The organism is Actinopolyspora mortivallis DSM 44261 (assembly GCF_000384035.1).
GTDB classification, from domain to species: Bacteria; Actinomycetota; Actinomycetes; order Mycobacteriales; family Pseudonocardiaceae; genus Actinopolyspora; species Actinopolyspora mortivallis.
Map to the genome: position 1 here is coordinate 149,458 of NZ_KB913024.1, position 21,740 is coordinate 171,197.

At 68.4% G+C, this 21,740-nt stretch carries 19 protein-coding genes and 3 tRNA genes; 16 read left to right on the plus strand and 6 right to left on the minus strand.

What is annotated here, in order from left to right; all coding sequences use genetic code 11:
* Nucleotides 1-29 precede the first annotated feature (29 nt).
* Entirely contained in the window at nt 30-1,406 is a 1,377-nt protein-coding gene (locus ACTMO_RS0100835) for an SUMF1/EgtB/PvdO family nonheme iron enzyme (RefSeq protein WP_084791986.1), read from the minus strand.
* 413 nt (nt 1,407-1,819) lie between these two features.
* On the opposite strand from ACTMO_RS0100835, the gene ACTMO_RS0100840 reads away from it, so the two are divergent.
* On the plus strand, nt 1,820-2,734 hold the full coding sequence (locus ACTMO_RS0100840) for a haloalkane dehalogenase (protein ID WP_019852755.1): 915 nt from the start codon (nt 1,820-1,822) through the stop codon (nt 2,732-2,734).
* 41 nt (nt 2,735-2,775) lie between these two features.
* Here the strand turns inward: ACTMO_RS0100840 and ACTMO_RS0100845 are convergent, their stop codons facing one another.
* Both ACTMO_RS0100845 and ACTMO_RS0100850 read right to left on the minus strand, forming a co-directional pair.
* A complete protein-coding gene (locus ACTMO_RS0100845; RefSeq protein WP_019852756.1) occupies nt 2,776-4,386 on the minus strand; it encodes a solute symporter family protein in 1,611 nt (536 codons plus the stop codon).
* A complete protein-coding gene (locus ACTMO_RS0100850) occupies nt 4,383-4,805 on the minus strand; it encodes a DUF485 domain-containing protein (protein WP_019852757.1) in 423 nt (140 codons plus the stop codon). The genes ACTMO_RS0100845 and ACTMO_RS0100850 overlap by 4 nt, the downstream gene beginning before the upstream one ends.
* A gap of 882 nt (nt 4,806-5,687) precedes the next feature.
* Here ACTMO_RS0100850 and ACTMO_RS0100855 point away from each other — a divergent pair.
* From ACTMO_RS0100855 to ACTMO_RS0100870, 4 genes are read left to right on the plus strand one after another with little or no spacing between them, the layout of a single operon-like run.
* The gene (locus tag ACTMO_RS0100855; RefSeq protein WP_019852758.1) at nt 5,688-9,086 is read left to right on the plus strand and encodes a nitrate- and nitrite sensing domain-containing protein; all 3,399 of its coding nucleotides are present in this window, start codon (nt 5,688-5,690) and stop codon (nt 9,084-9,086) included.
* A gap of 57 nt (nt 9,087-9,143) precedes the next feature.
* Nucleotides 9,144-9,584, plus strand: a complete 441-nt coding sequence (locus ACTMO_RS0100860) for a roadblock/LC7 domain-containing protein (protein WP_019852759.1) — start codon at nt 9,144-9,146, stop codon at nt 9,582-9,584.
* Nucleotides 9,585-9,591: 7 nt separating this feature from the next.
* Nucleotides 9,592-10,230, plus strand: a complete 639-nt coding sequence (locus ACTMO_RS0100865) for a DUF742 domain-containing protein (protein ID WP_019852760.1) — start codon at nt 9,592-9,594, stop codon at nt 10,228-10,230.
* Nucleotides 10,211-10,813: an ATP/GTP-binding protein gene (locus ACTMO_RS0100870; RefSeq protein ID WP_019852761.1), complete on the plus strand. Its 603-nt coding sequence runs from the start codon at nt 10,211-10,213 to the stop codon at nt 10,811-10,813. Before ACTMO_RS0100865 ends, ACTMO_RS0100870 begins: the two co-directional genes overlap by 20 nt.
* Before the next feature lie 108 nt (nt 10,814-10,921).
* Here ACTMO_RS0100870 and ACTMO_RS0100875 read toward each other — a convergent pair whose 3' ends face one another.
* Both ACTMO_RS0100875 and ACTMO_RS0100880 read right to left on the minus strand, forming a co-directional pair.
* Nucleotides 10,922-11,251 (minus strand): hypothetical protein, encoded by a 330-nt coding sequence (locus ACTMO_RS0100875; protein ID WP_019852762.1) that lies wholly within the window; start codon nt 11,249-11,251, stop codon nt 10,922-10,924.
* Between the two features lie 318 nt (nt 11,252-11,569).
* On the minus strand, nt 11,570-11,995 hold the full coding sequence (locus tag ACTMO_RS0100880) for a TIGR03668 family PPOX class F420-dependent oxidoreductase (RefSeq protein ID WP_019852763.1): 426 nt from the start codon (nt 11,993-11,995) through the stop codon (nt 11,570-11,572).
* A 28-nt stretch (nt 11,996-12,023) separates the two neighbouring features.
* Here ACTMO_RS0100880 and ACTMO_RS0100885 point away from each other — a divergent pair, with 28 nt between their 5' ends.
* The 7 genes from ACTMO_RS0100885 (at nt 12,024) to ACTMO_RS0100915 (ending at nt 17,699) form a co-directional block, all read left to right on the plus strand.
* Complete coding sequence (locus tag ACTMO_RS0100885) at nt 12,024-13,007, plus strand: alpha/beta hydrolase (protein ID WP_019852764.1); 984 nt, start codon at nt 12,024-12,026, stop codon at nt 13,005-13,007.
* Nucleotides 13,008-13,328: 321 nt separating this feature from the next.
* Entirely contained in the window at nt 13,329-15,986 is a 2,658-nt protein-coding gene (locus ACTMO_RS0100890) for a putative bifunctional diguanylate cyclase/phosphodiesterase (RefSeq protein ID WP_019852765.1), read from the plus strand.
* Between the two features lie 197 nt (nt 15,987-16,183).
* Nucleotides 16,184-16,259: transfer RNA gene (locus ACTMO_RS0100895), tRNA-Thr, on the plus strand.
* An 83-nt stretch (nt 16,260-16,342) separates the two neighbouring features.
* Nucleotides 16,343-16,414: transfer RNA gene (locus ACTMO_RS0100900), tRNA-Met, on the plus strand.
* A gap of 100 nt (nt 16,415-16,514) precedes the next feature.
* Entirely contained in the window at nt 16,515-16,685 is a 171-nt protein-coding gene (gene rpmG / locus ACTMO_RS0100905) for a 50S ribosomal protein L33 (protein WP_019852766.1), read from the plus strand.
* 130 nt (nt 16,686-16,815) lie between these two features.
* Nucleotides 16,816-17,280, plus strand: a complete 465-nt coding sequence (locus ACTMO_RS0100910) for a MaoC family dehydratase N-terminal domain-containing protein (protein WP_019852767.1) — start codon at nt 16,816-16,818, stop codon at nt 17,278-17,280.
* The gene (locus ACTMO_RS0100915; RefSeq protein ID WP_019852768.1) at nt 17,277-17,699 is read left to right on the plus strand and encodes a MaoC family dehydratase; all 423 of its coding nucleotides are present in this window, start codon (nt 17,277-17,279) and stop codon (nt 17,697-17,699) included. The genes ACTMO_RS0100910 and ACTMO_RS0100915 overlap by 4 nt, the downstream gene beginning before the upstream one ends.
* Nucleotides 17,700-18,144: 445 nt before the next feature.
* On the opposite strand, the gene ACTMO_RS0100920 is transcribed toward ACTMO_RS0100915, so the two are convergent.
* A complete protein-coding gene (locus ACTMO_RS0100920) occupies nt 18,145-19,377 on the minus strand; it encodes a pyridoxal phosphate-dependent aminotransferase (protein ID WP_019852769.1) in 1,233 nt (410 codons plus the stop codon).
* A gap of 206 nt (nt 19,378-19,583) precedes the next feature.
* On the opposite strand from ACTMO_RS0100920, the gene ACTMO_RS0100925 reads away from it, so the two are divergent.
* The 4 genes from ACTMO_RS0100925 to rplK all read left to right on the plus strand — a co-directional run bounded on the left by ACTMO_RS0100925 (nt 19,584) and on the right by rplK (nt 21,645).
* A tRNA-Trp gene (locus ACTMO_RS0100925) sits at nt 19,584-19,656 on the plus strand.
* A 113-nt stretch (nt 19,657-19,769) separates the two neighbouring features.
* On the plus strand, nt 19,770-20,159 hold the full coding sequence (gene secE / locus ACTMO_RS0100930) for a preprotein translocase subunit SecE (RefSeq protein WP_026448747.1): 390 nt from the start codon (nt 19,770-19,772) through the stop codon (nt 20,157-20,159).
* A 94-nt stretch (nt 20,160-20,253) separates the two neighbouring features.
* Nucleotides 20,254-21,057 (plus strand): transcription termination/antitermination protein NusG, encoded by an 804-nt coding sequence (gene nusG, locus ACTMO_RS0100935; RefSeq protein WP_019852771.1) that lies wholly within the window; start codon nt 20,254-20,256, stop codon nt 21,055-21,057.
* A gap of 153 nt (nt 21,058-21,210) precedes the next feature.
* A complete protein-coding gene (gene rplK / locus ACTMO_RS0100940; protein WP_019852772.1) occupies nt 21,211-21,645 on the plus strand; it encodes a 50S ribosomal protein L11 in 435 nt (144 codons plus the stop codon).
* Nucleotides 21,646-21,740 lie beyond the last annotated feature (95 nt).

Here is a 21,740-nt window from a genome sequence, read left to right on the forward strand (position 1 = left end):
ATGGGCCTGACGCGCGTGTCGTCCACCGGTCATGAGGTCGGCCGCGTCAGGAGGATACCGGCGAGCTGGTCCATGTGGTTCTGCATGAAGTCCCGCATGACCCCGACATCGGCCATGTGTCCCCGTGCCGCGTAGCTGGCACCGGCGAGCAGGCCGGTCTCCGCTCCGAACCAGGGCTCGGAGAAGTCCGGGTAGAGCGGGTCGGGACGGAACGATTCCCCGTCCAGGGGTGTGAAGTCGTCCTTCAGCCACAGGGCGACGTTGCCGACGAAGTCGACCGCGCCGCCGTCGGAATCGGCTCCCCGGCCGCGCACCGGCCGCGGGCTGCCGTGCCGGAGGCCCACGTTGAATTCGTCGATTCTGTCCGCCACCCGTTCGACCCCGCCGAACTCGTGGTTCAAAAGCGCGTGGAACTGTTCTTCCGAGATGAGCGACTGCCCGGCCCAGTTGGCATAGGCGACCGCCTCGTGCCGGCTGACTTCCACGGGCCAGTCCCAGGGCATGTCGATGTTGTCGAAGATTCCGTGATACCGGTACGAACCGTCGTCGGCGCGGAACCAGGAGTTGGGGTGCCCCCTGCTGACTTCGGACAGAAAGAGGGAAGCTCCGTGTGTCGTCCAGAGTCCGGGGTTGTGGTATCCCCCGTCCTCCACGAATTCCAGGAACTGCCTGTTGGTCACCGGATGCGGTGCCACCATGAACGGCGAAACCTCCGCTTCGCGGCGGCCCCACTCGTTGTCCCACTGGAACCGGTCCGCCTCTGTCCGCGTGTCACCGAACCGGACCAGACCGCCCCGACAATACGCGTAATCCCCGTGGCCGCGTTCCGTCGGTGGAATCGTGCGTTCGTTCACGGTGGTGGGCCATCCCGGCGGTGCCTCCTTCAGTCGGGCCGGCAGCATGCGAATGAGGGGAATCGACGTGTGCAGGTGGATGTTCTCGTGCTCGATTCCCATGAGCAGGGCCCGAACGGGTGACTGAGGTTCGACTGTGGTCGGTAGTGGGATGTTCTCGATGACCCGCAGAACGATGTCGCGGACCTGTTTCCGGTAGGACCACGCCGTTTCCGGATCCGGCCAGTCGGTGAGTTCGGCGAGCTCGTCGGGGTGCTCGGGGGAAACGCCTTGCTCCATGCGTTCGTCGAGCTCGGGCATCCCACTTCCGTTCACGAGACCGACCAGCTTGAGTTTCTGCACGTAGAACGATGCCGTGTGGGCGAGATAGAAGACGAGGGGAAGCCGGAACGGGTGTACGCGCGCACAGTACGACTCGGCCGAATCGGTGACACCGCGGAAAAGTGTCTCGTAGGTTTCCCACGTGGTGGTGAAATACCGCGCAAGCTGCTCTCGCGACAACTCGCGAAGCGGCGGCTGCCCCACGGGACGAACGACAGAAGGCTCGGGCATTGAGGCCCCCGACTATCCGAAGACGGCTAACCGCCGTCAGGGTATCAGTGGATTCCGGGCGACGCAGGACGTTCGGCGCCCGTGTGAGGTTCGCTCGTGGGCGGACACCGGTTTTCACGCGGTGAGTGGCGGTGTGAGTGTTTTTCGACCTCGGTTCGAGGAGGTTCGTGTCTGGGCGCGGATTTCCTTCGTCGTTGACGGCGCGGAACAGCGGCGTGAACAGTTTTTATGAAGCAAACTTGCGTTATGGGTGGTTGATCACCCACGGAACCGACGGGACAGGTCGTGGTATCGACGACCACCAAGCGCGCGGACGCCACTCCGTTTCCGCAGCCGGACGGTGCGGTGATCTTCTCGGAAGGAGTCCTCGTTTCCCGTTAACACTCGACGGGCCGGTGCTGTAGCGTCCGCCCATGCGTGTGTTGACCACCCCGGAAGAGGCCTTCGCCGACGTCGTCGACTTCGACTATCCGGTGCACCGTGTCGAGGTGCCCGACCAGGACGGCGGCGCGTTGAACATGGCCTACGTGACCGCCGGACCCGCCGACGGGCCGGTGGCGCTGCTGCTGCACGGCGAACCGAGCTGGTCCTTCCTGTACCGGAAGGCGCTGCCCGTGCTGGCCGAGGCAGGGATCCGCGTCGTGGCCCCGGACCTGGTGGGATTCGGCCGTTCGGACAAACCCGTGAACCGGTCCGACCACAGTTACGCGCGGCATGTGGAGTGGGTGCGCTCCCTGGTGTTCGACGTGCTGGGGCTGCGTGAGGTGACGATGGTCGGGCAGGACTGGGGCGGGCTGATCGGGCTGCGGCTGCTGGCCGAGAACCCGGACGGCTTCCTCGGAGCGGTGGCCGCCAACACCGGTATGCCCACCGGTGACCGGGACATGCCCGAGGTGTGGTGGCGGTTCCGCCGCACGGTCGAACAGGCGGAGAACCTGGACGTGGGGCGGCTGGTCGAAAGCGGCTGTGCGCGCCCCATGCCGCCCGAGGTCCGCGCCGCCTACGACGCGCCGTTCCCGGACGAGTCCTACAAGGCCGGTCCGCGTGTGATGCCGACGCTCGTGCCGACCACCCCGGACGACCCGGCCACCGAGGCCAACCGGGCGGCCTGGGAGGTGCTCGCCCGCAGCGACGTCCCGCTGCTGACCGCGTTCTCCGACAGCGACCCCATCACGGGCCCCATGGGGCCGGTGCTGCGGAGGAAGGTTCCCGGGGCGACCGGACAGCCCCACACCACCCTGGAGAACGCGGGGCACTTCCTGCAGGAGGACGCCGGAACCGAACTCGGCCGGGTGGTGGCCGAGTTCGTGAGCAGACTCTGCGGATGAACTCTCGTGGGTGCGGGCGGTGTCCCGCACCCACGGGGACTTCAGAGCACGACGTCGCGCGAGCCGATCCCGGTGAGCGAGCGCACCTCGATCTCGGCGAAGTCCTTCCGGTCGGCGCTGTCCCGGTGCAGGAAGGTGCCGATGATCCCGCACAGGAACGAGATCGGAATGGACACCAGCCCGGGGTTGCTCAGCGGGAAGAAGCTGAAGTCCACCGAGGGTGCGATGGAGTCCGGCTCGCCCGAGACCACCGGCGAGAACAGCATGAGCAGCAGACAGGAACCGAGCCCGCCGTACATGCCCCACAGCGTTCCCGTGGTGTTGAACCGTTTCCAGAACAGGGTGAACAACAGGGTGGACAGGTTCGCCGAGGCCGCGATGGCGAAGGCCAGCCCCACCAGGAAGGCGATGTTCTGCCCGTTGACCAGGATCCCGCCGATGATGGCGACCCCGCCGATCACCAGGGCCGTGATGCGGGCGACCCGGACCTCGGACTCGGGGTCGGCGCGCCCGCCGCGCACCACGTTGGCGTAGAAGTCGTGGGCGAAGGAGGCTGAGGCGGTCAGGGTCAACCCGGCCACCACCGCGAGGATCGTCGCGAAGGCCACCGCCGAGATCACTCCCAGCAGCACCGTCCCCCCGATTTCGTGGGCCAGCAGGGCCGCCGCGGAGTTCTCCTCGCCGGGGGCGTTCCGGATGGTCTCCACACCGACCAGCGCCGCCGCGCCGAAGCCGATGACCAGTGTGCACAGGTAGAACCCCGACATCAGCCAGGTGGCCCACACCACCGAACGGCGGGCCTCCCGCGAGTTCGGGACGGTGTAGAAGCGCATCAGCACGTGGGGCAGCCCGGCCACGCCGAAGACGAGGGCCATCGACAGCGAGATGAAGTCCAGTTTGGTCACCGCGTTCTCCCCGTACTGGGCACCGGGGGCGAGCACCCGCTCACCGAGCGGGTTGTTGTCGGCGGCCCGTTCCAGCAGCGTGCTGATGTTGAAACCGAACTTGCCGAGCAGGAACAGCGTGATCAGCGACACGGAGAGCAGCAGCATGGCCGCCTTGATGATCTGCACCCAGGTGGTTCCCTTCATGCCACCGATGAGCACGTAGAGCACCATCACCACGCCGACGACGGTGATGACCAGGGCCTGTCCGGAGGAGCTGCGCACGTTCAGCAGCAGGGCCACGATGTCCCCGGCCCCGGCCATCTGGGCGATCATGTAGACGATCGTGATGAACAGGGTGGAGATGGCCGCCGCGGCCCGCACGGGACGCTGCCGCATCCGGAAGCTCAGCACGTCGCCCATGGTGAAACGCCCGGTGTTCCGCAGGCGTTCGGCGACGAGCAGGAGATTGACCAACCACGCCACGAGGAAGCCGATGGAGTAGAGGAAACCGTCGTAGCCGTGCACCGCGATGGCACCCGCGATGCCGAGGAACGACGCGGCGGAGAGGAAGTCGCCGGAGAGGGCGATTCCGTTCTGCGCCCCGGAGAAGGTCCCGCCGGCCGCGAAGTAGTCGCTGGTGTCGCTTCGGCTGCTGGCGCGGTAGGTGACGAACAGGGTGAGCACGATCAGCGCCGCGAACACCGTGATGTTCACGGCGGGGCTGCTGTCGCCCAGTGGCGAGCCCTCCTGAGCCAGTGTGATCATTGCTGACCTCCTGCGGCGGTCTCCCGGATCCGGTCGACCTCGGGATCGATTCTCCGCGCGGCGAAGCGGACGTATAACGTGGTGATCAGAAGCGTGGAGACGAATTGACTGATTCCGAGCAGCAGGCCCACATTGACGTGTCCGAACACGGGTTCGCCCATGAAATCGGGTGCGTAGGCGGCGAGCAGCACGTACCCGGTGTACAGGGCGAGGAACAATGCCGTCATCGACAGGGCGAACCACTTCGTACGTGAACGCAGTTCACCGAATTCGGCGGAGCGTGCGATTCCGACGAAATCCGGGCCGGTGCTGCCGATATTGCGCGCGGCGCTTTTGTCGATCCCTCCGAAGGAGGCGTGTGTTTTGTCGCTGCGCTGTCCGTGACGGGTCCGGAGCGGTGGCGGGGTCGTGTTGCTCATGCGCCCTTCTTCCGAAGTCGGTGAACCGTGTCGAGGAGTATTGTTCCGATTCGGTGCCGCGTCGGCGTAACCGCGTCGGCGAGCAGGTCCGACCGGGTCCTCCGTGGGGAGTCGCCGTGCTCCACAGGATCCGACCGACTCGGCGGAACATACTACGGACCGCTCCTGCTAACGGAGGAGCGCCCGGTACTGCCGGTGTTGGCCCCACCCGGGTTCCCGAGGAGGTGTCCGGATGCGGGGCCGCGACTGCTCACTGTGCGATGTACGCAGCTCATGGGCCATTACCGATGAGTACCACGAAGCGACGACGGTCCGGTGACCGTACCTGTTTTCATCTCGCGCGCCACGGGTTAGAGTCAGTGGGTTTCCTGCTGTACCACACCCCTCGGCGGGGGAGGGCGGACGCGTCGGCCCACGAAGGATGATCTTGATGACAATCGGTTTCACCCTCCGAGTACCGGAGTTTGGAAAACGCGCCCCACGCTCGGTACCTTGATCGGCATCCTTACAATCCAGGGTGGCCACAGGCTGCGTGTCACCTGTTTGAAAAGGCCGGTGGAGTCGCTCCTTGCGGTACGCGACTATTGATGACGGAGAGTACTGCCGGGGGGTCCTTCGCCGAGAATATTGCGAACCGGAACGATCTGCGATGAGCTCAGATCCGCTCGGCGCACAGGTAGATAAGCCTTCACTCGGCCGAGTGGCAGACGCTGTTCTCCTACGATTTGTTCGTTCGGAAGGGGCCCGCACCGTGACAGAGCAGGACGAACGACGTGACCTCCGGGGGCTTTTGTGAGCGCGGCGGCAGGACGGGCGAACCGGGAACAGGACTCGGATGCCTCGACCGCGCGGAACAGGTCGAGGGGAACCCGACGGGCGGCGTTGACTGACTGGCGCAACTGGCGCATCCCGGTCAAGCTCGGCGCGGTGGTTCTGGTGCCGATCGTTTTCGTGCTCACGCTCGGCGCCTTCCAGATCCATGCCGAGGTCTCGAAGGCCAACCGCTACGAGGAAATCAGCCGTCTGGCGACGGCACGTGACCGGATCCAGCCGCTGCTGACCGGACTCCAGGCCGAGCGGACCAAGGCGGCCGAGCTGCTGGGCGGAGCCCCCGGCGCCGGGCGGGAGTACCGGCAGCAGTACGAGAAGGTCACCGGCTACGTCGAACAGGCACCCCGGGTGCTGGAGGACGTCCAGAAGTTCAGCCCCGTCACCTCGGCCCAGTTCGACGAGCTGCGCGAGAGTCTCGCCGCGCTGAAGGAACTGCGCAAGGGCGTGTTGACCGGTTCACTGCCGCCGGTGGAGGCGATCGGGCGCTACAACGACATCATCAGCTCGTTGTTGTCGATGGAACGGGCCGTCATCAACACCATCGACGATTCGCAGCTGTACACCATGATCAACGCGTTGCACGAGCTGTCCCGCGCCGAGGACGAGATCCGCATCCAGCGCGCGCTGGTGGACGCCGCGCTGCCGCGCAGCGACTTCAATCCCGCGCTGAGCGACGCGCTGAACGACTCCCGGGCCCGGCTGGACTCCCGCGTGCGCAGCTTCCAGACCGTGGCCAACGCCGAGCCGCGCCAGGCCAGGGAGGTCGTCAACAGCGAGGAGATGGAGCGCTGGATGGCCGCCGAGGACGAGCTCATGCGCGCCATCCGCGTGGAGGGAGTCCACACCTCGCTGACCCTGGACCAGTGGAACGGGCTCTCCGACGAGCTGATCTCACGGACGGTGCGGGTCCGTTCCCAGCTGTCCGAGCAGTTCAACGAACGGGCCTACGACCTCTACGACGAGGCCAGCGACCGCGCCGGAGCCACGACGGTGCTGATGGTCACCGCGCTGATCCTCGCCGCCGGCGTGATCTTCGTGATCGGCAGGAACCTGCTCGGCTCGCTCGGAAAGCTGCGCCGGGGTGCCCTGGAGGCGGCCAACGAACAGCTTCCCCGCGCGGTGGCGCGCATCCGCCAGGGCAGCGACGTCGAGACCGAGGTGGACGCCGTGCCGGTGGAGACCACCGAGGAGGTCGGCCAGGTGGCCCGCGCCTTCGACGAGGTCAACCGGCAGGCGTTGCGGCTGGCCTCCGAACAGGCCGCCCTGCGCCGGGGTTACAGCGAGTCGTTCGTCAACGTCTCCCGGCGCAGTCAGAGCCTGCTGGAACGGCAGCTGCGCCTGTTCGAGGAACTCGAACAGGACGAGGACGACCCCGACCAGCTGGCGACCCTGTTCCGGCTGGACCACCTGGCCACCCGGATGCGCCGCAACAACGAGAACCTGATGGTGCTGTCCGGAAGCGACATCGCCCGCCGGTTCACCCAGCCGGTCCAGCTGGCCGACGTGCTGCGCGCCGCGGTGTCGGAGATCGAGCACTATCCGCGCGTGGTGGTGCAGTCCCCGCCGGAGGCCCGACTGGTGGGCTACGCGGGCAGCGACCTGGTCCGGTTGATGGCCGAGTTGCTGGACAACGCGGCCAACTTCTCCTCCCCGGAGACCTCGGTGACGGTGTCCAGCCGCCAGTCCGAGGACTCCTCGCTGACCATCGACGTGCTCGACCACGGCATCGGCATGGGCGAGCGGGAGCTGGCCGAGGCCAACGAGCGACTCGCCTCCTTCGACGAGGAGGACCTGTCCATGTCGCGCCGGATGGGTCTGCTGGTCGTGGCGCGGCTGTCCGGCAGGCACGGCATCACCGTGCGGCTGCACGGTGGGGACGATGTGGACGGTGTGCGGGCCACGGTCCACGTTCCGCCGGACCTGGTGATCCCGGAGCGGGGCGGATCCGGCACCTCCCGGATCCCGCAGCACTCGGTGCCGACGGCACCCCCTCCGGCGACCGGGCCGTCGGGTTCCTCCTCCGTCGTCCCCTCGGGCCCGTCCACGGCGCCCGCCGGACCCTCCCAGCACCGGAGTTCGACCTTCGGGCAGGAGTCCGCCCCGCATCCGTCGAACAACGGCAGTGAGCAGCGCTCCGACTCCTCCCGGGTGAACGGTGAGCACCGCCGTCAGGTACTGCAGGGCGGTTTAGCCGGCTTCGACCTGGGGGCACCGCCCGGAGGTTCCGACACCCGGCAGACGGTCCACTCGCCCGGTGACGGTGAACAGCGGCGGGAGCAGTCGACCGGCCCCGAGCACTCCCCGGAGATCCCGGTCCAGCAGGGCACCGGAAACCGGAGTGAGCCCGCCCCCGAGCAGTGGCCCACCGAACAGCCCGACGAACAGGTGCCCGCCTTCCCGGACCTGGAACCGGAGGGTCGGGTGCGGGGACTGTTCGAGCCTCCCGAGGGGCAGGAGTACCACGAGACCCCCGAGGACGACGCCGACGAGGGAAGCCTGTACTTCGACGGGCTCGCCCCGGAGGGCAGGCCGGAGCAGCGCTACTCGGACAGCGCCCCCACGGTGGTGCAGCCGCTCCCTCCGGCACCGAGCGGGAACTCCGGGGCGCAGTGGTTCGCGCCCGCTCCCGAGAACGCCTCCTACCAGGCGGAGGGGTACCGCCCCGACAGCGAACAGTGGCAGTGGCCGAGCGACGAGGAGGCCGCCGCACAGGTCGGCGACCTGCCCTCCGGGGCTCCCGCCGCCGGGGCGGACGCCCGCGGTGGGCAGGCCCCGGCCGGACCCGCCCCGCACGGCGGTGCCGGTGGGTACACGGACTCGGGGCTGCCGCGCCGCACTCCGCGAGCCGGGCTGAACGGCAAGGGCGGCGCTGGCTCCGGAACGGGCGGGGGCGCGGGCGCCTCCGGTGGGCGTGGCCTCAGCTGGATGGAGGAAGCCACCCAGCAGTCCTCGAACGGTGTCCCCTCGGACGGTGCTCCGGCATCGCCCGAGCGGGGCCCGGCGGGAACCGCCAACGCGGCCTTCGGCGGGGGGCGGACCGGATCCGGACTGCCCCGCCGGGACGCCGGGCGTTCCCAACACCCGGGGCGGGCCGACAACGGGCTGTTCGGCGCGGCCGCGGGCAACGAAGGACGGCAGACCCCGTCGTCCGGGAAGGAGGACGGGACAGCTCGATCGGAGTCGCCGATGGACGAGTCCGCCGCGTGGAACTTCTCGACCGGCCGAGCCCACCAGGATTCGGCGGTTTCGGACCCGCAGCCCGCGGAGTACACCTCCGCGGGTCTGCCCCGACGTGTTCCCAAGCAGCACCTTGCTCCGGGAAGCGCCCCTCCCTCCGGGAGGTCGGAGTCGACCACCACGCAGAACACACCGGCACCGGACGAGACACGGGGTCGGCTGTCCAGCTTCCAGCAGGGTGTGCGCAGGGGTAGGCACAGCGCTGGGGAGTAGTAGGTGGGGCCGAGTTACGCCCGCTCTGCCGCCGCCGGATCGATCTAAGGAGGCGCGATGTCATCCCAGCAGGCGAAGATCGACCAGTTCAACTGGTTGATCACCGACTTCACCGAGCGTGTCAGCGGAGTCGCACACGCGATCGTCGTGTCGGCGGACGGACTGCTGCTGACGGCTTCGAACAAGTTGCCGCAGGACCGGGCCGAACAGCTCGCCGCGGTGGCCTCGGGGTTGTTAAGCCTCACCCAGGGCGCTGCTCGTTGCTTCGAGGCTGGGGCCGTCAAGGAGACCATCGTGGAGATGGACCGCGGCATGATGCTGCAGATGTCCATCAGCGACGGTTCCTGCTTGACGGTCCTGGCCGCTCCGCAGTGTGATATGGGTCTGATCGCTTACGAGATGGCGATGTTGGTCGAACGCGTCGGTCGCATCCTCACGCCCGAACTGCGTTCACATTTGCAGGGTGCGGGGAACTCCGTGTCAGAACAGCTGGTGTGAGGCCACCATGAGCAGGAACTCCGACTACGACGGACGTCGCGAGGACGAGGTCGGGCGACGGTACGGGTGGGATGACGACAACGAGGTCGACGAAGCCACCTTCGCCGACGTGTACAACGGGCTGAACTTCGGCAGCAGACGCGGTCGTCGGAAGCAACGGAAACCGGCCGAGCACGAGACGGACTCGGCACGCGAGCGGTCCGCGCGGGAACAGTCCGTGACCCCGCCACCGGTCGGCCGGACCGGAGACGACGGGTTCCCCGCACCGGCCGAGGGCGGTGGACCGGAGCCCGCCGCCGAGGCGGACGCACCCGCGGCCAGCATTCGTTCCTACGCCTGGACGGGTGGCCGCACCAGGACCAACGTGGAACTCGAACTGGAGACCCTGGTCTCCACCGGCGCCGGTTACCGCCCGGACATGCCGTTGCGGCAGGAGTATCAGTCAGTGGTGCAACTGTGCGGTCAGCCCCGTTCGGTGGCCGAGGTCGGGGCGTTGCTCGGTGTGCCCTTCGGTGTGGCCAAGGTCCTGTTGGCGGACATGGCCGAACAGGGTCTGGTCGAGGTTCACCAGACCGTGACCGACAGCGGCAGTGAACCGCACATGATGTTGATGGAAAGGGTGTTGAGTGGACTCCGCCGGCTTTAAGGCGCCCCAGCAGACCGGAAAGTCGTCCACCAGTTCGGCCAAGATCGTGGTCGCGGGTGGATTCGGGGTGGGCAAGACGACCTTCGTCGGCTCGGTTTCCGAGATCGTTCCGCTCACCACGGAAGCGGTCATGACGGAGGCCAGCCAAGGCATCGACGACCTGGCCGCCACCCCGGGGAAGAACTCCACCACGGTGGCGATGGACTTCGGTCGCCTGTCGCTGGACGAGGACCTGATCCTCTACCTGTTCGGCACACCGGGGCAGCAGCGTTTCTGGTTCATGTGGGACGACCTGGTACGTGGTGCCATCGGCGCGGTCGTGCTGGTGGACACCCGCAGGTTGGCGGACTGTTTCTCCGCGATCGACTTCTTCGAGGACCGGGGAACGCCGTACGTGATCGGGGTGAACCGCTTCGACGGCAAACTCCAGCACGACCTGGAGGAAGTGCGGGAGGCGCTGGCCGTCGGCCCCGAGGTCCCGCTGCTCAGCTGCGACGCCAGGGACCAGTCCTCCACCAAGGAGGCGCTGATCGCGCTGGTCGAGTACGCGATGAGCAAGTGGATGGCCGGTCGCGGAACCTGAGGGAGTACGTGCCCGCTCCGCCGAGGATGCCGTGCTCCTCGGCGCCGGGCACGTTCCGCACGGCCTTGTCCACCTCCCCTTCCCGCGGCGCGGCACGTCCGTCCGGGCTCACGAACTCCCCCGGTCCGGGGTGTCGCCGTACACGAGGTCGTCGGCCTGACGCAGCCCGGCGTCCAACTCCTCCCGTTCCCGTTGGGGCAGGCTCTCCCGGAATCCCTCCCCGGCACCGCGACGAACGAGCACCATGAGTTTCTTGCCCATGCCACGGGCCTGGGTCAGCCGCACGTCGGTCTGGGCCAGCAGTCGTCTGGAGTCGTGGATGAGCGCGCGGTAGCGGTCGTTGATCTCGGCGTGCCGGTCGACCACGTCCAGTGCCCGGGCCAGCGGGGACAGCCGTTCGGTCGGCACCCGCACGAAGTAGGGATCCTGCTGCTGCACACCGAGAACCCTATGCACCTCCGCTCGGCGCCCGCGCGGAGACTCCGGCTTCGCCGGGAGCACCCGCACCGACGGCTCGACAGCCCTTCGGTTCGGTGCGTAGGCTCGGTGGCGCGCCCCGCGCTCCCGGTGACCCCCAGGCCGGTTGAGCGCGGGGCGCTTCCCGTGGCCGGTCCGACACCTCGTGCTGCCGTGGGGTCGGGAGACGGCGTGCCGTGTCGGAACGGTCGCGGAGCCCCGTGCCGCGTTCGAACACGAACACCTCGAAGTGGGCTGTCGCACCGCGCGGCCGCTGGGGGGCTTTCCCGCCCGGTCCGCTCACTGCCCGGCCGACCAACCGGTCACGTTGGTGACCTCGATCACGATCAGGGCCCCCTCCGGGGGGTGCCGCCGGTACTGCTCGTACTTCGCGCCCAACGCCCGCACCAGTTCCGGGGCCCGCGTGGCCGCCAGGGTCCGGGCCCGCCCGTCCGCGCGCACCCACCACAGTCGCTGCCAGTCCTCCTCGTAGTGGTCGGCCAGCAGGCACACCCTCGGGTTCCGTTCGATGTTGCGGATCCTGCGCAACGCTGTGGTGGTTTTGGGCTTGTGGTCCACGGCGGTGACGATCCGTTCCACGCCTTCCCCCACCGCGGCGAAGGTCACCGGAACCAGATGGGGTTGCTCGTCCCGGCCCACAGTGGCCAGTCGGGCGACGCGCGCCCGTTCGAGCCGCTGGGCTGCCTGCTGTCGGTCGATGCGCATGTCCGATTCGCTTCCGTATGTTCGTGATGTGGGGTTCGGTTCGCGATCAACGTCGTTCGCGCGGGGCACCGGGACCGCCGCCGGTTACTCGGAACACACGCAGTGGACGCGTTACCAGGAGTTCTTCCCCGGAGGGCTGCGCATCAGGCAGCGGGAGGCCCCGGAGGAGCGGTGGTGGTCCTGGCGTGGTGTGCCCATACACCTGGACATCGTGCGTCGCCCCCACGCCGCCGGCAAACTCCTGGTGCTGCACGGCATCGGCGGCTACGGGAGGATGCTCGCCCCCTACTCCCGACTTCCCACCCTCACCGACCTGGAGTACCTGGCTCCGGACCTTCCGGGGCACGGGTTGAGCTCGGCCGGTTTCCGGATCACCTACCTGGGGTGGGTGCACTGCGTGCTCGACCTGATAGAAGCCGAACGGGCCCGGGACGGCAGGCCGGTCGTGCTGTTCGGCATCGGCACGGGCGGTTGGCTCGCCTACCAGGTGGCCGCCCGGATCCCCCACCACGTCGCCGCCCTGCTGACCACCGGGCTGGCCGATCCGCGCACCGAGGAGGTCCGGCAGGGGTTGGTGGCCAACCCCGGAGCCGGGGTGCTTTCCGGGATATTCGCCGGTGTCCCGCTCATACCGCCGGTGCACGACGTCCCGCTGCGGTGGCTGCTCGACGTCACGGCCGTCTCCAACCACGCGCGTTTCGCGGCGGCGTTCACCGCCGACGGGCTGGGCGGGGCCCGCCGGATCCAACTGGAACTCTTCCGCTCCTACCTGCGACTGCCCCCGGCCGTTCCGCCGGAGCGCTTCACCTCCCCACCGGTGCTGTTGGCCGTTCCCGAGGAGGACCGGTGGATCCCGGGCGAGCACTCGCGACGCTTCTTCGCCCGCCTCGGCGCTCCGAAACGCTCGGTGCCGCTCACCCGCTCCGGACACCTGCCGACCGAGGAGAGCGGACTGACCCAACTGGACCGTTCCGTGCGGGACTTCTTCGAGGAGTTCGACATCCCGCACTGACCGCGAAGTCACGCTCGGTGTTGGCTCGTGGCGTACCGTGCTGGGCCCGTGGGGTTGCTGCGGCGATGTTCACAGTGGCTGGTGGTTGCTCAGTGTGAACCGCTCCTGTTTCCGTTTTCTGGTGCGGTTGAGCGAGAAGCCTGCCGACTGATCGGGTTCGTACCACGAGATCCGGCCACGACGAGTGGCCACCTCTAGTAATCTGTTTGACGTGTCACCCACGATGGCACCAATCCGAGACTGGCCAAGCAGGGCTGTCGTGCGTCACGATCGACGCTGAGTAACGCGACTCCGACGGGTCGCTTGGCGGGAGGAGCGTGGATGATCGAGCATCACCGCTCTTCGGGAGCGACCGTGGACTCGGAGGTACCGCGCCCGCCGGTGCGTTCCGAGGTCTCTCCGCGGCGGCGCCGCATCTTCGCGGTCTTCTCCGCCGCCGTGCTGGGCACCGGCGTGCTGGTCTCGGTGGTCACCTCGTGGCTGCTCCCCTTCCGGTACGAGCCCGACCTGCTGGTCATCGGTCCTCTGCTGGCCGCGGGTTTCCTGCTCGTCGAGCAGCTGACCATCGACGTGGACGCCAAGCGAGTGGGCTGGACGATCTCCTTCACCGAGATCCCGCTGATCGTGGGGCTGCTCACGGCACCGTTCGAAGTGGTGCTGGCCGCCAACCTGGTCGCCGGGCTCGTGGCCCAGATCGGCAAACGCGCCGCCACCCACGTCTCCTACAACGCGGGAGTGCTGTGCTGGGAGATAGCCGTTCCCTTCCTGGTCGCGGGTGCCTGCGGGAACCTGTTCGGGGACACGGTCCCGGGCTGGCTCTGCGCCGGTATCGGCGCGGTCAGCTCCTCGCTGATCAGCTGCGGCTGTGCGGTGGCCGCACTGTCCGCGCTGGGCAACGGGATGCGGCCCTCGGCAGGATTGCTGCTCGGCGGACGTACCTTCGTGGTCGGACTGCTCAACACCTCGATCGGGCTGGCCGGCTACGAACTGGCCGTCAACACCCGGTGGGGGTGGGCACTGGTCACAGTGGTCGGTGTGGGGGTGCTCGCACTGTACCGGGCCTACTCCGGACTGCTGCGGGAGCAACGTGACCTGGAGGCGCTCAGCGACGTCAGCCTGCGCGTGGCCCGATCCGGACAGCACACCACCCGCAACCTGCCCACCTCGGACACTTCCGCGGTCAGTGCGATCGGGGAGCGGGTCTCGGTCGAGGAGTGGGAACCGGTCGCCGAGCGCATCCGGGAACAGTTGAACGCCACCCGCGTGGTGCTGCGCCTGTCCCTGGACCCGCGCGGCGGGGTGAGCACCCTGGTCGCGGGTGCCGGTCAGGAGGAGACCGCCACGGACGGCGCGACCCTGCTGCGCGAGTGCCCCCTGCTCCAGCTTCCGGGCACGCACGTGCGCTCGTTCCGACGCGGTGACGCCCCGGAGGAGATCAGCCGGGCCCTGCGCCTCCGAGGAGCCCACGAGGCGCTGGTGGTGCCGCTGCGTGGGACGAACCAGCTGCTCGGTGCGATCGAGGTGCACGACAGGGTCAGCCGGTGGCGTGGTTTCGGGCGCGCCGACATCAGGCTGCTGCACACCCTGGCCAGCCACCTCGCCACGGCGATGGACAACCGCAGGCTGCTCGCCCAGCTCCGCCACGACGCCTACCACGACCCGCTGACGGGCCTGCTCAACAGGACGGGTTTCCGGCAGATGGCGGCAGAGGCCCTGGACACCGGTACCGCCGTGGTGCTGCGGATCGACCTCGAACTGCTCACCACCGTGAGTGAGGCGCTGGGCTACGCCTGGGGCGACCGGATGATCGTCGCCGCGGGCAGACGGATGCGCGAGTACCTCGGCGGGCACGTGCCCGTCGCGCGGCTGGAGGCCAACTCCTTCGCGGTGCTGCTGGGCGGGCACACCGAGGAACAGGCCGCCGAGGTCGCCACGGGGCTGCGGGAGTTCGTCGCCGAACCCTATCCGCTGGACCGGCTGGTGGTGGAGGCCACCGCCTTCGTCGGCTACGTCTCCTCGGTCCCGGCCGAGGACGAGTCCGAGGGCGATGTGGACGTGCTGTTGCAGCGCGCCGACGTGGCCGTGCGCGCGGCCCGCAACGGCGAGGACGGGGTGCGGGGCTACGTCCCGAGCATGGGGCAGATATTCCTGCGCCGTTTCCAGCTGGTGACCCAGTTCCGCCACGCTCTGGAGAGCGGGCAGGTCGAGGTGCACTACCAGCCCAAGGTGGCCCTGCCGAGCAGACGCGTGGTGGGAGCCGAGGCACTGGTGCGCTGGTCCCACCCGGAGTACGGGCGGCTGTCCCCCGACGAGTTCGTCCCCGTGGTGGAGGCCACCGGCCTGGTGGACGCACTCACCTCCTTCGTGCTGGAACGCGCCCTCGGACGCATCCGGGGGTGGCTGGACCGGGGGCTGCGGCTGTCGGTGGCGGTGAACCTCTCGGTGCGCAACCTGGCCGACGAGACCTTCCCCGACCGGGTGCGGGAGGCCTTCGAGCGGCACGGGGTGCCTCCCGAACTGGTGACCTTCGAGCTCACCGAGTCGAGCGTGATGGCCGACCCGGACCGGTCGCTTCCCGTGCTGCGCCGCCTACGGGCCCTCGGGGTCGTGCTGGCCGTGGACGACTTCGGCACGGGCTACTCCTCGCTGGCCTACCTGCGGCAGCTGCCGGTGGACGAAGTCAAGATCGACAAGAGTTTCGTGCTCGGTATGGGCACCGACCTCAGCGACATGGCCGTGGTGCGCTCCATCGTGGAGCTGGGGCACTCGCTGGAACTGAGTGTGGTGGCCGAGGGGGTGGAGGACGACGCCGCGCGCGACCAGCTGGTGCGGATGTGCTGTGACACGGCGCAGGGCTACCTGATCTCGCGGCCGCTGTCCGAGGACCGCTTCGAGGCGTGGCTGTGGGCACGCACCAGCGGCACATCCCACGGTCAGCGCAACGACGATTCGGGTGAGACCGCCCTGCACGTGATCTAGGAATTCTCGCTCACGGTGGGAACAGGCCGCCGGGACCGTGCGTTCCACGCGGAGGGAGGGGCAGCCTCCCGCCGTCGGTGAACGAACGCCCACTGCACGGTGCGGGGTCTCGTGACCTGCGAAGAGGTCGAGACCCACCCCCCGGTGAAACCGGCTCGTGGATGTTGTGTAGAGTAGTAACCGCTCCGCGAGGGCACGCCCCAATAGCTCAGTCGGCAGAGCGTCGCCATGGTAAGGCGAAGGTCTACGGTTCGAGTCCGTATTGGGGCTCCACAAGGGCGGCCGCGGTACTCGGTAAACTGGGTGCTGCGGCTGTCTTGTGAGGGTACGATGTATCCCTGCGGGATTGTCCGCGAGGCGGTGTAGCTCAGGGGCAGAGCAAACGGCTCATAATCGTTGTGTCGCCGGTTCGAATCCGGCCACCGCTACTCTTGCGGCAGAGATGCCGCCCGGCCCGGGGCGGTATCCACGTGGAGCGAACCGGGCGACCGGGCTCGCCCGGTTCCAGACACGAGAGAGAGGTCCCCCGTGGCTAAGACGCCCACCGATGTTCGCCCCAAGATCACTCTCGCCTGCGAGGAGTGCAAGGAGCGTAACTACATCACCAAGAAGAACCGGCGTAACGACCCGGACCGGATGTCGCTGAAGAAGCACTGCCCGCGGTGCAACGCGCACCGGGTGCACAAGGAGACCCGCTGAGCGGTTAGCGGGTTCCCGGCGGGCGGCTTCGCCGCCGACCGAGGTCGACCAAGGGTTCGTCGAGACGTGCAGGCCCGCCCCGGCAACGGCCGGGGCGGGCCTGATTTCGTCCTGCGATAGTCTGCCCGGCGTGCCGCTCGACGAAGGATTCATCGGACGTGAGTACCCGCCAAGCAGTCCGTACGAGGTCTCCCGGGAGAAGATCCGCGAGTTCGCGCACGCGGTCAAGGACGACTCCCCGCTGTACCGCGACGCCGACTCCGCCCGGGCCGCGGGCTATCCGGACGTGATCGCACCCCCGACGTTCGCGATGAGACTGGCGATGACCGCCCAGGACGCCGTGGTGGGCGACGAACAGCTCGGACTGGACTACGACCGGGTGGTACACGGGCACCAGGCCTTCCGCCACCACCGCCCGATCCGAGCCGGCGACGTGCTCACCGCCGTGGTGCACGTGGACGACATCAAGTCCCGTGCCGGCAACGACTTCCTCACGGTGCGCGCCGAGATCGGCACCGTGGACGGCGAGCCGGTGTGCACGGCCACCTCCACCCTGGTGGCCCGGGGCACCGCCGAGGAGGGAGAGCAGGCGTGACAGTCACGTTGGCGCAGGTGAACAAGGGGGACGAGCTGCCGGCGACGAGCGTCCGCGTCACCAGGGGCGATCTGGTGCGCTACGCGGGGGCCTCCGGCGACTTCAACCCGATCCACTACAGCGAGTCGTTCGCGCGGCGGGTCGGACTGCCCGACGTGATCGCCCACGGGATGCTGACGATGGCGCTGGCCACCCGCCTGGTCAGCGACTGGGTCGGGGACCCGGGCCGGATCGTGGAGCACGGCGTGCGTTTCACCCGTCCGGTGGTGGTTCCGGACGACGACGAGGGAGCCCTCGTGGAACTGTCCGGCAAGGTCACCGCCGTGAACGAGGACGGCACCGTCAAACTCACCCTCACCGCCAAGTGCGCGGGACAGGGGGTGCTCGGAGGGGCCTACGCCCTCGTCCACCTTCCCTGAGAGCGTTGGGTGTGCTTTCCCGACGTGGTCGCGTAGCCGGCACGTGAGGCGGCGCCTTGCGGCGTTGGGCCGTTCTTGAGTAGGGACTACGCGGCGAACGGCCCGGCCTGGCAAGGCCTCCGCCTCACGCGCCGGGGAGATTCCCGGCGGTGCGGGTGGCGGAACCTCCGGTGTCGACGGCGCTGCGGGAGTGGGCACATCGAGTAGCGACCTACACCACGTGCCCACCGTCCTCGCGGCGCCGACACCGGAGAACCCGCAGCGGTGCCGGTGGCTGGTCATGTTCGTCAGGGGTCTCGTGTGGGCTTGCGAACGGCTCGGCCTGGCAAGGCCTCCGCCTCACGCGCCGGGGAGATTCCCGACGGTGTGGGTGGCGGAACCTCCGGCACGAGAACGGACGGAAGGGTCCCGCCGCGTGTGCCGCCACGCGGCGGTCTCGTCTCCGCTACTTCGCCTCGGAGAGGAGCTCGGCCATCCGGCGCACCCCTTCGGCGAGGTCCTCGTCACCGAGGGCGTAGGACATCCTGAAATAGCCCGGCGTGCCGAAGGCCTCCCCGGGAACCACGGCCACCTCGGCCTGTTCGAGGATCACCTCGGCCAGTTCGGCGCTGCTCTGTGGCCTGCGGCCCCGGATCTCCCTGCCGAGCAGTCCCTTGACCGAGGGGTAGGCGTAGAAGGCGCCCTTGGGCTCGGGGCAGGTGACACCGGGGATCTCCGAGAGCCGCTCGACGATCGTGCGCCTGCGCCGGTCGAAGGCCTCCCGCATCTCGGCCACCGCGTCGAGGGAACCGCTGACCGCCTCCAACGCGGCCCGCTGGGACACGTTGGACACGTTGGACGTCAGATGGGACTGCAGGTTGGCGGCTGCCTTGATCACGTCGTCGGGGCCGATCATCCAGCCCACACGCCACCCCGTCATGGCGTAGGTCTTGGCGACCCCGTTGAGCACCACACAGCGCTGGGCCAGCTCGGGCACCGCCACCGGCATGGAGACGTGTTCGGCACCGCCGTAGACCAGGTGCTCGTAGATCTCGTCGGTGACGACCCAGAGCCCCCGCTCGGCCGCCCAACGGCCGATCTCGGCCACCCTCTCGGGCGGATACACCGCACCGGTGGGGTTGGAGGGGGAGTTGAACAGCAGCATCTTGGTGCGCGGAGTCCGTGCCGCCTCCAGCTGCTCCAGGGTCACCAGGTACCCGCTCGACTCGTCGGTGGGAACCTCCACCGGTTTCCCCCCGGCCAGGGCGATGGCCTCCGGGTAGGTGGTCCAGTAGGGCGCGGGCAGCAGCACCTCGTCGCCGGGGTCGAGCAGCGTGGCGAAGGTCTGGTAGACGGCCTGTTTGCCGCCGTTGGTGACCAGCACCTGGTTGGGTCGGATCTCGTAGCCCGAGTCGCGGGCGGTCTTGGTGACGATCGCCTCGCGCAGTTCGGGCAGCCCGCTCGCCGGGCTGTAGCGGTGGTTGCGGGGATCGGCGCAGGCCTGCTGGGCGGCGCGCACGATCGGTTCGGGCGTGGCGAAGTCGGGTTCCCCGGCGCCGAAGCCGATCACCGGCCGGCCCTCGGCCTTGAGCGCCTTGGCCTTGGCGTCCACGGCCAGGGTGGCCGACTCGGCGATCGAGCCGACGCGGGCGGAGACACGTGTTCCGTCGGGAGTCGTTGGTGTTTCGGGTGCGGCCATGTGGTCATCGTCGCAGACGAGACCCCGGACGTGACGAGCCGTGCCCACCGACAACGGCCTCAGGGGGAGTCGGTTGAAAATCGACTTCCGCCGTGCCGTATACTTCCTGAACCGGAACACCAACACGGACCTTCCGCCACCCCGCCCTTTCGGCGGAGGCGGGCGGCGAGTAGGGTGTCCCGGCGTGGTCGGGGATCCGATCATGAAGGGGTGTAGCTCAATTGGCAGAGCAGCGGTCTCCAAAACCGCAGGTTGCGGGTTCGAGTCCTGTCACCCCTGCGTCGACGTAGACGGTGAGCTAGCAGGATGTGGAGGACATCGCCGGGCTCACACTCGGCGAGTCCCACCACGGGCGGGCTCACGCGTCCGACGAGCGCCAGCTAGGAGGGGGCGTGAGCGAGGACCGCGAGCAGGAGTCGGGTGAGGACCGCGACGAGCAGGCCCGTCCGACCAGTGCCGCCGCGCGCCGTGGGCGTCGGGCTTCGGGACGTTCCAGCTCTCGCAAGGAGAGCGGTGGTAACGGCTCGAAAGACGCTTCCGCTCCCAAAGGGAGGGCGACTCCCCAACGGGACGGTCGAAGCGAACGTGTTTCGCTGTTCCGCAGGATCGGTCGCTTCCTTCGTGAGGTGGTCGCTGAGCTCCGTAAGGTCATCTGGCCGACGCGCAAGCAGCTATTGACTTATACTGCGGTGGTGCTGGTGTTCGTCAGCATCATGGTCGCGTTCATCGCCGGTCTGGATCTGCTCTTCGCGCAGGGCGTGCTCCAGCTCTTCGGCGAGTGAGACTCGGCCATGGGCGGTTAGAGGCCCGCACGAACGTGCGGTGGCGGATGCCAACCACCAGGCACGCAACGCACGAGAGGAAGCGAGACCCACTGTGACCTCCCACGACGGCCAGGATCTGACCGGCCTGTCCGAAGAACAGGACACCGCGGCCGAGGAGTACGCGGACGGTTCGGACGCCCCCGAGCCCACCTCGGAGGAGCGGGACAGCGCCGCGGTCACCGAAGACGCAGAGGACAGTGCGTCGGCTTCCGAGGACAGCGACGAGGAAGCCGAGAGCGACCCGGTGGAAGAGCTGCGTGCCATGCTCAAGCGCGCGCCGGGCGAGTGGTACGTCGTGCACTCCTACGCGGGCTACGAGAACAAGGTCAAGAGCAACCTCGAACACCGGGCCCAGACGCTGGACGTCGAGGACTACATCTTCCAGGTCGAGGTGCCCACCGAGGAAGTCACCGAGATCAAGAACAACCAGCGCAAGTTCGTGCAGCGCAAGGTGTTGCCCAGCTACGTCCTCGTGCGGATGGAGCTCAACGACGCCTCGTGGTCGGCGGTGCGGAACACGCCCGGTGTCACGGGCTTCGTCGGCGCCACCTCGAAGCCCTCCCCGCTCAGCACCGAGGAGGTGCTGAAGTTCCTGGCGCCGCAGGCCGAGCGCGAGGCCAAGCAGGCGGAGAAGAAGTCCGCGGCGGCGGCCTCCAAGCAGGAGGCCGGTGGTCAGCCCGTGGAGGTGGACTTCTCCGTCGGCGAGTCGGTTACCGTGATGGACGGCCCGTTCGCGACGCTGCCCGCCACGATCAGCGAGGTCAACGGCGAGGCGCAGAAGCTCAAGGTGCTCGTCTCGATCTTCGGGCGTGAGACCCCGGTCGAGCTCTCCTTCGACCAGGTCTCCAAGATCTGACCCGCCTCCGTATCCTGGGGCGTGGTTGCCGCGACGGCCGGCAGGGGTCCGTCGTGGTTCTTCGGTGGGCGGTCCGGCGCGGGCCGCCCGTGACCGCTGTCGGGCCGGGTGTGCCCGACACGGAGAACAAGGAACGAAGACAGGAAGAACGAAATGCCGCCCAAGAAGAAGCGACTCGCAGCGATCGTCAAGCTGCAGATCTCGGCCGGTCAGGCCAACCCGGCGCCGCCGGTCGGTCCGGCGCTGGGTCAGCACGGCGTCAACATCATGGAGTTCTGCAAGGCCTACAACGCCGCCACGGAGAACCAGCGCGGCGACGTGGTGCCGGTCGAGATCTCCGTGTACGAGGACCGGTCCTTCGACTTCAAGCTCAAGACGCCGCCGGCCGCCAAGCTGCTGATGAAGGCAGCGGGTGTGCAGAAGGGCAGCGGTGAGCCGCACAAGTCCAAGGTCGGCTCGGTCACCACCGAGCAGATCAGGGAGATCGCCCAGACCAAGTGGCCCGACCTGAACTCCAACTCGATGGACGAGGCGGAGAAGATCATCGCCGGGACGGCCCGTTCCATGGGGCTGCGGGTCCAGGACTGAGAGTTCGCTCGCGTGAGCCCGGCACTTCCGGGACACGCCCGATAATTCACTCGACCGGATGTGGGAGGGCTGGCGCGGCCCAGCACCACAACTGA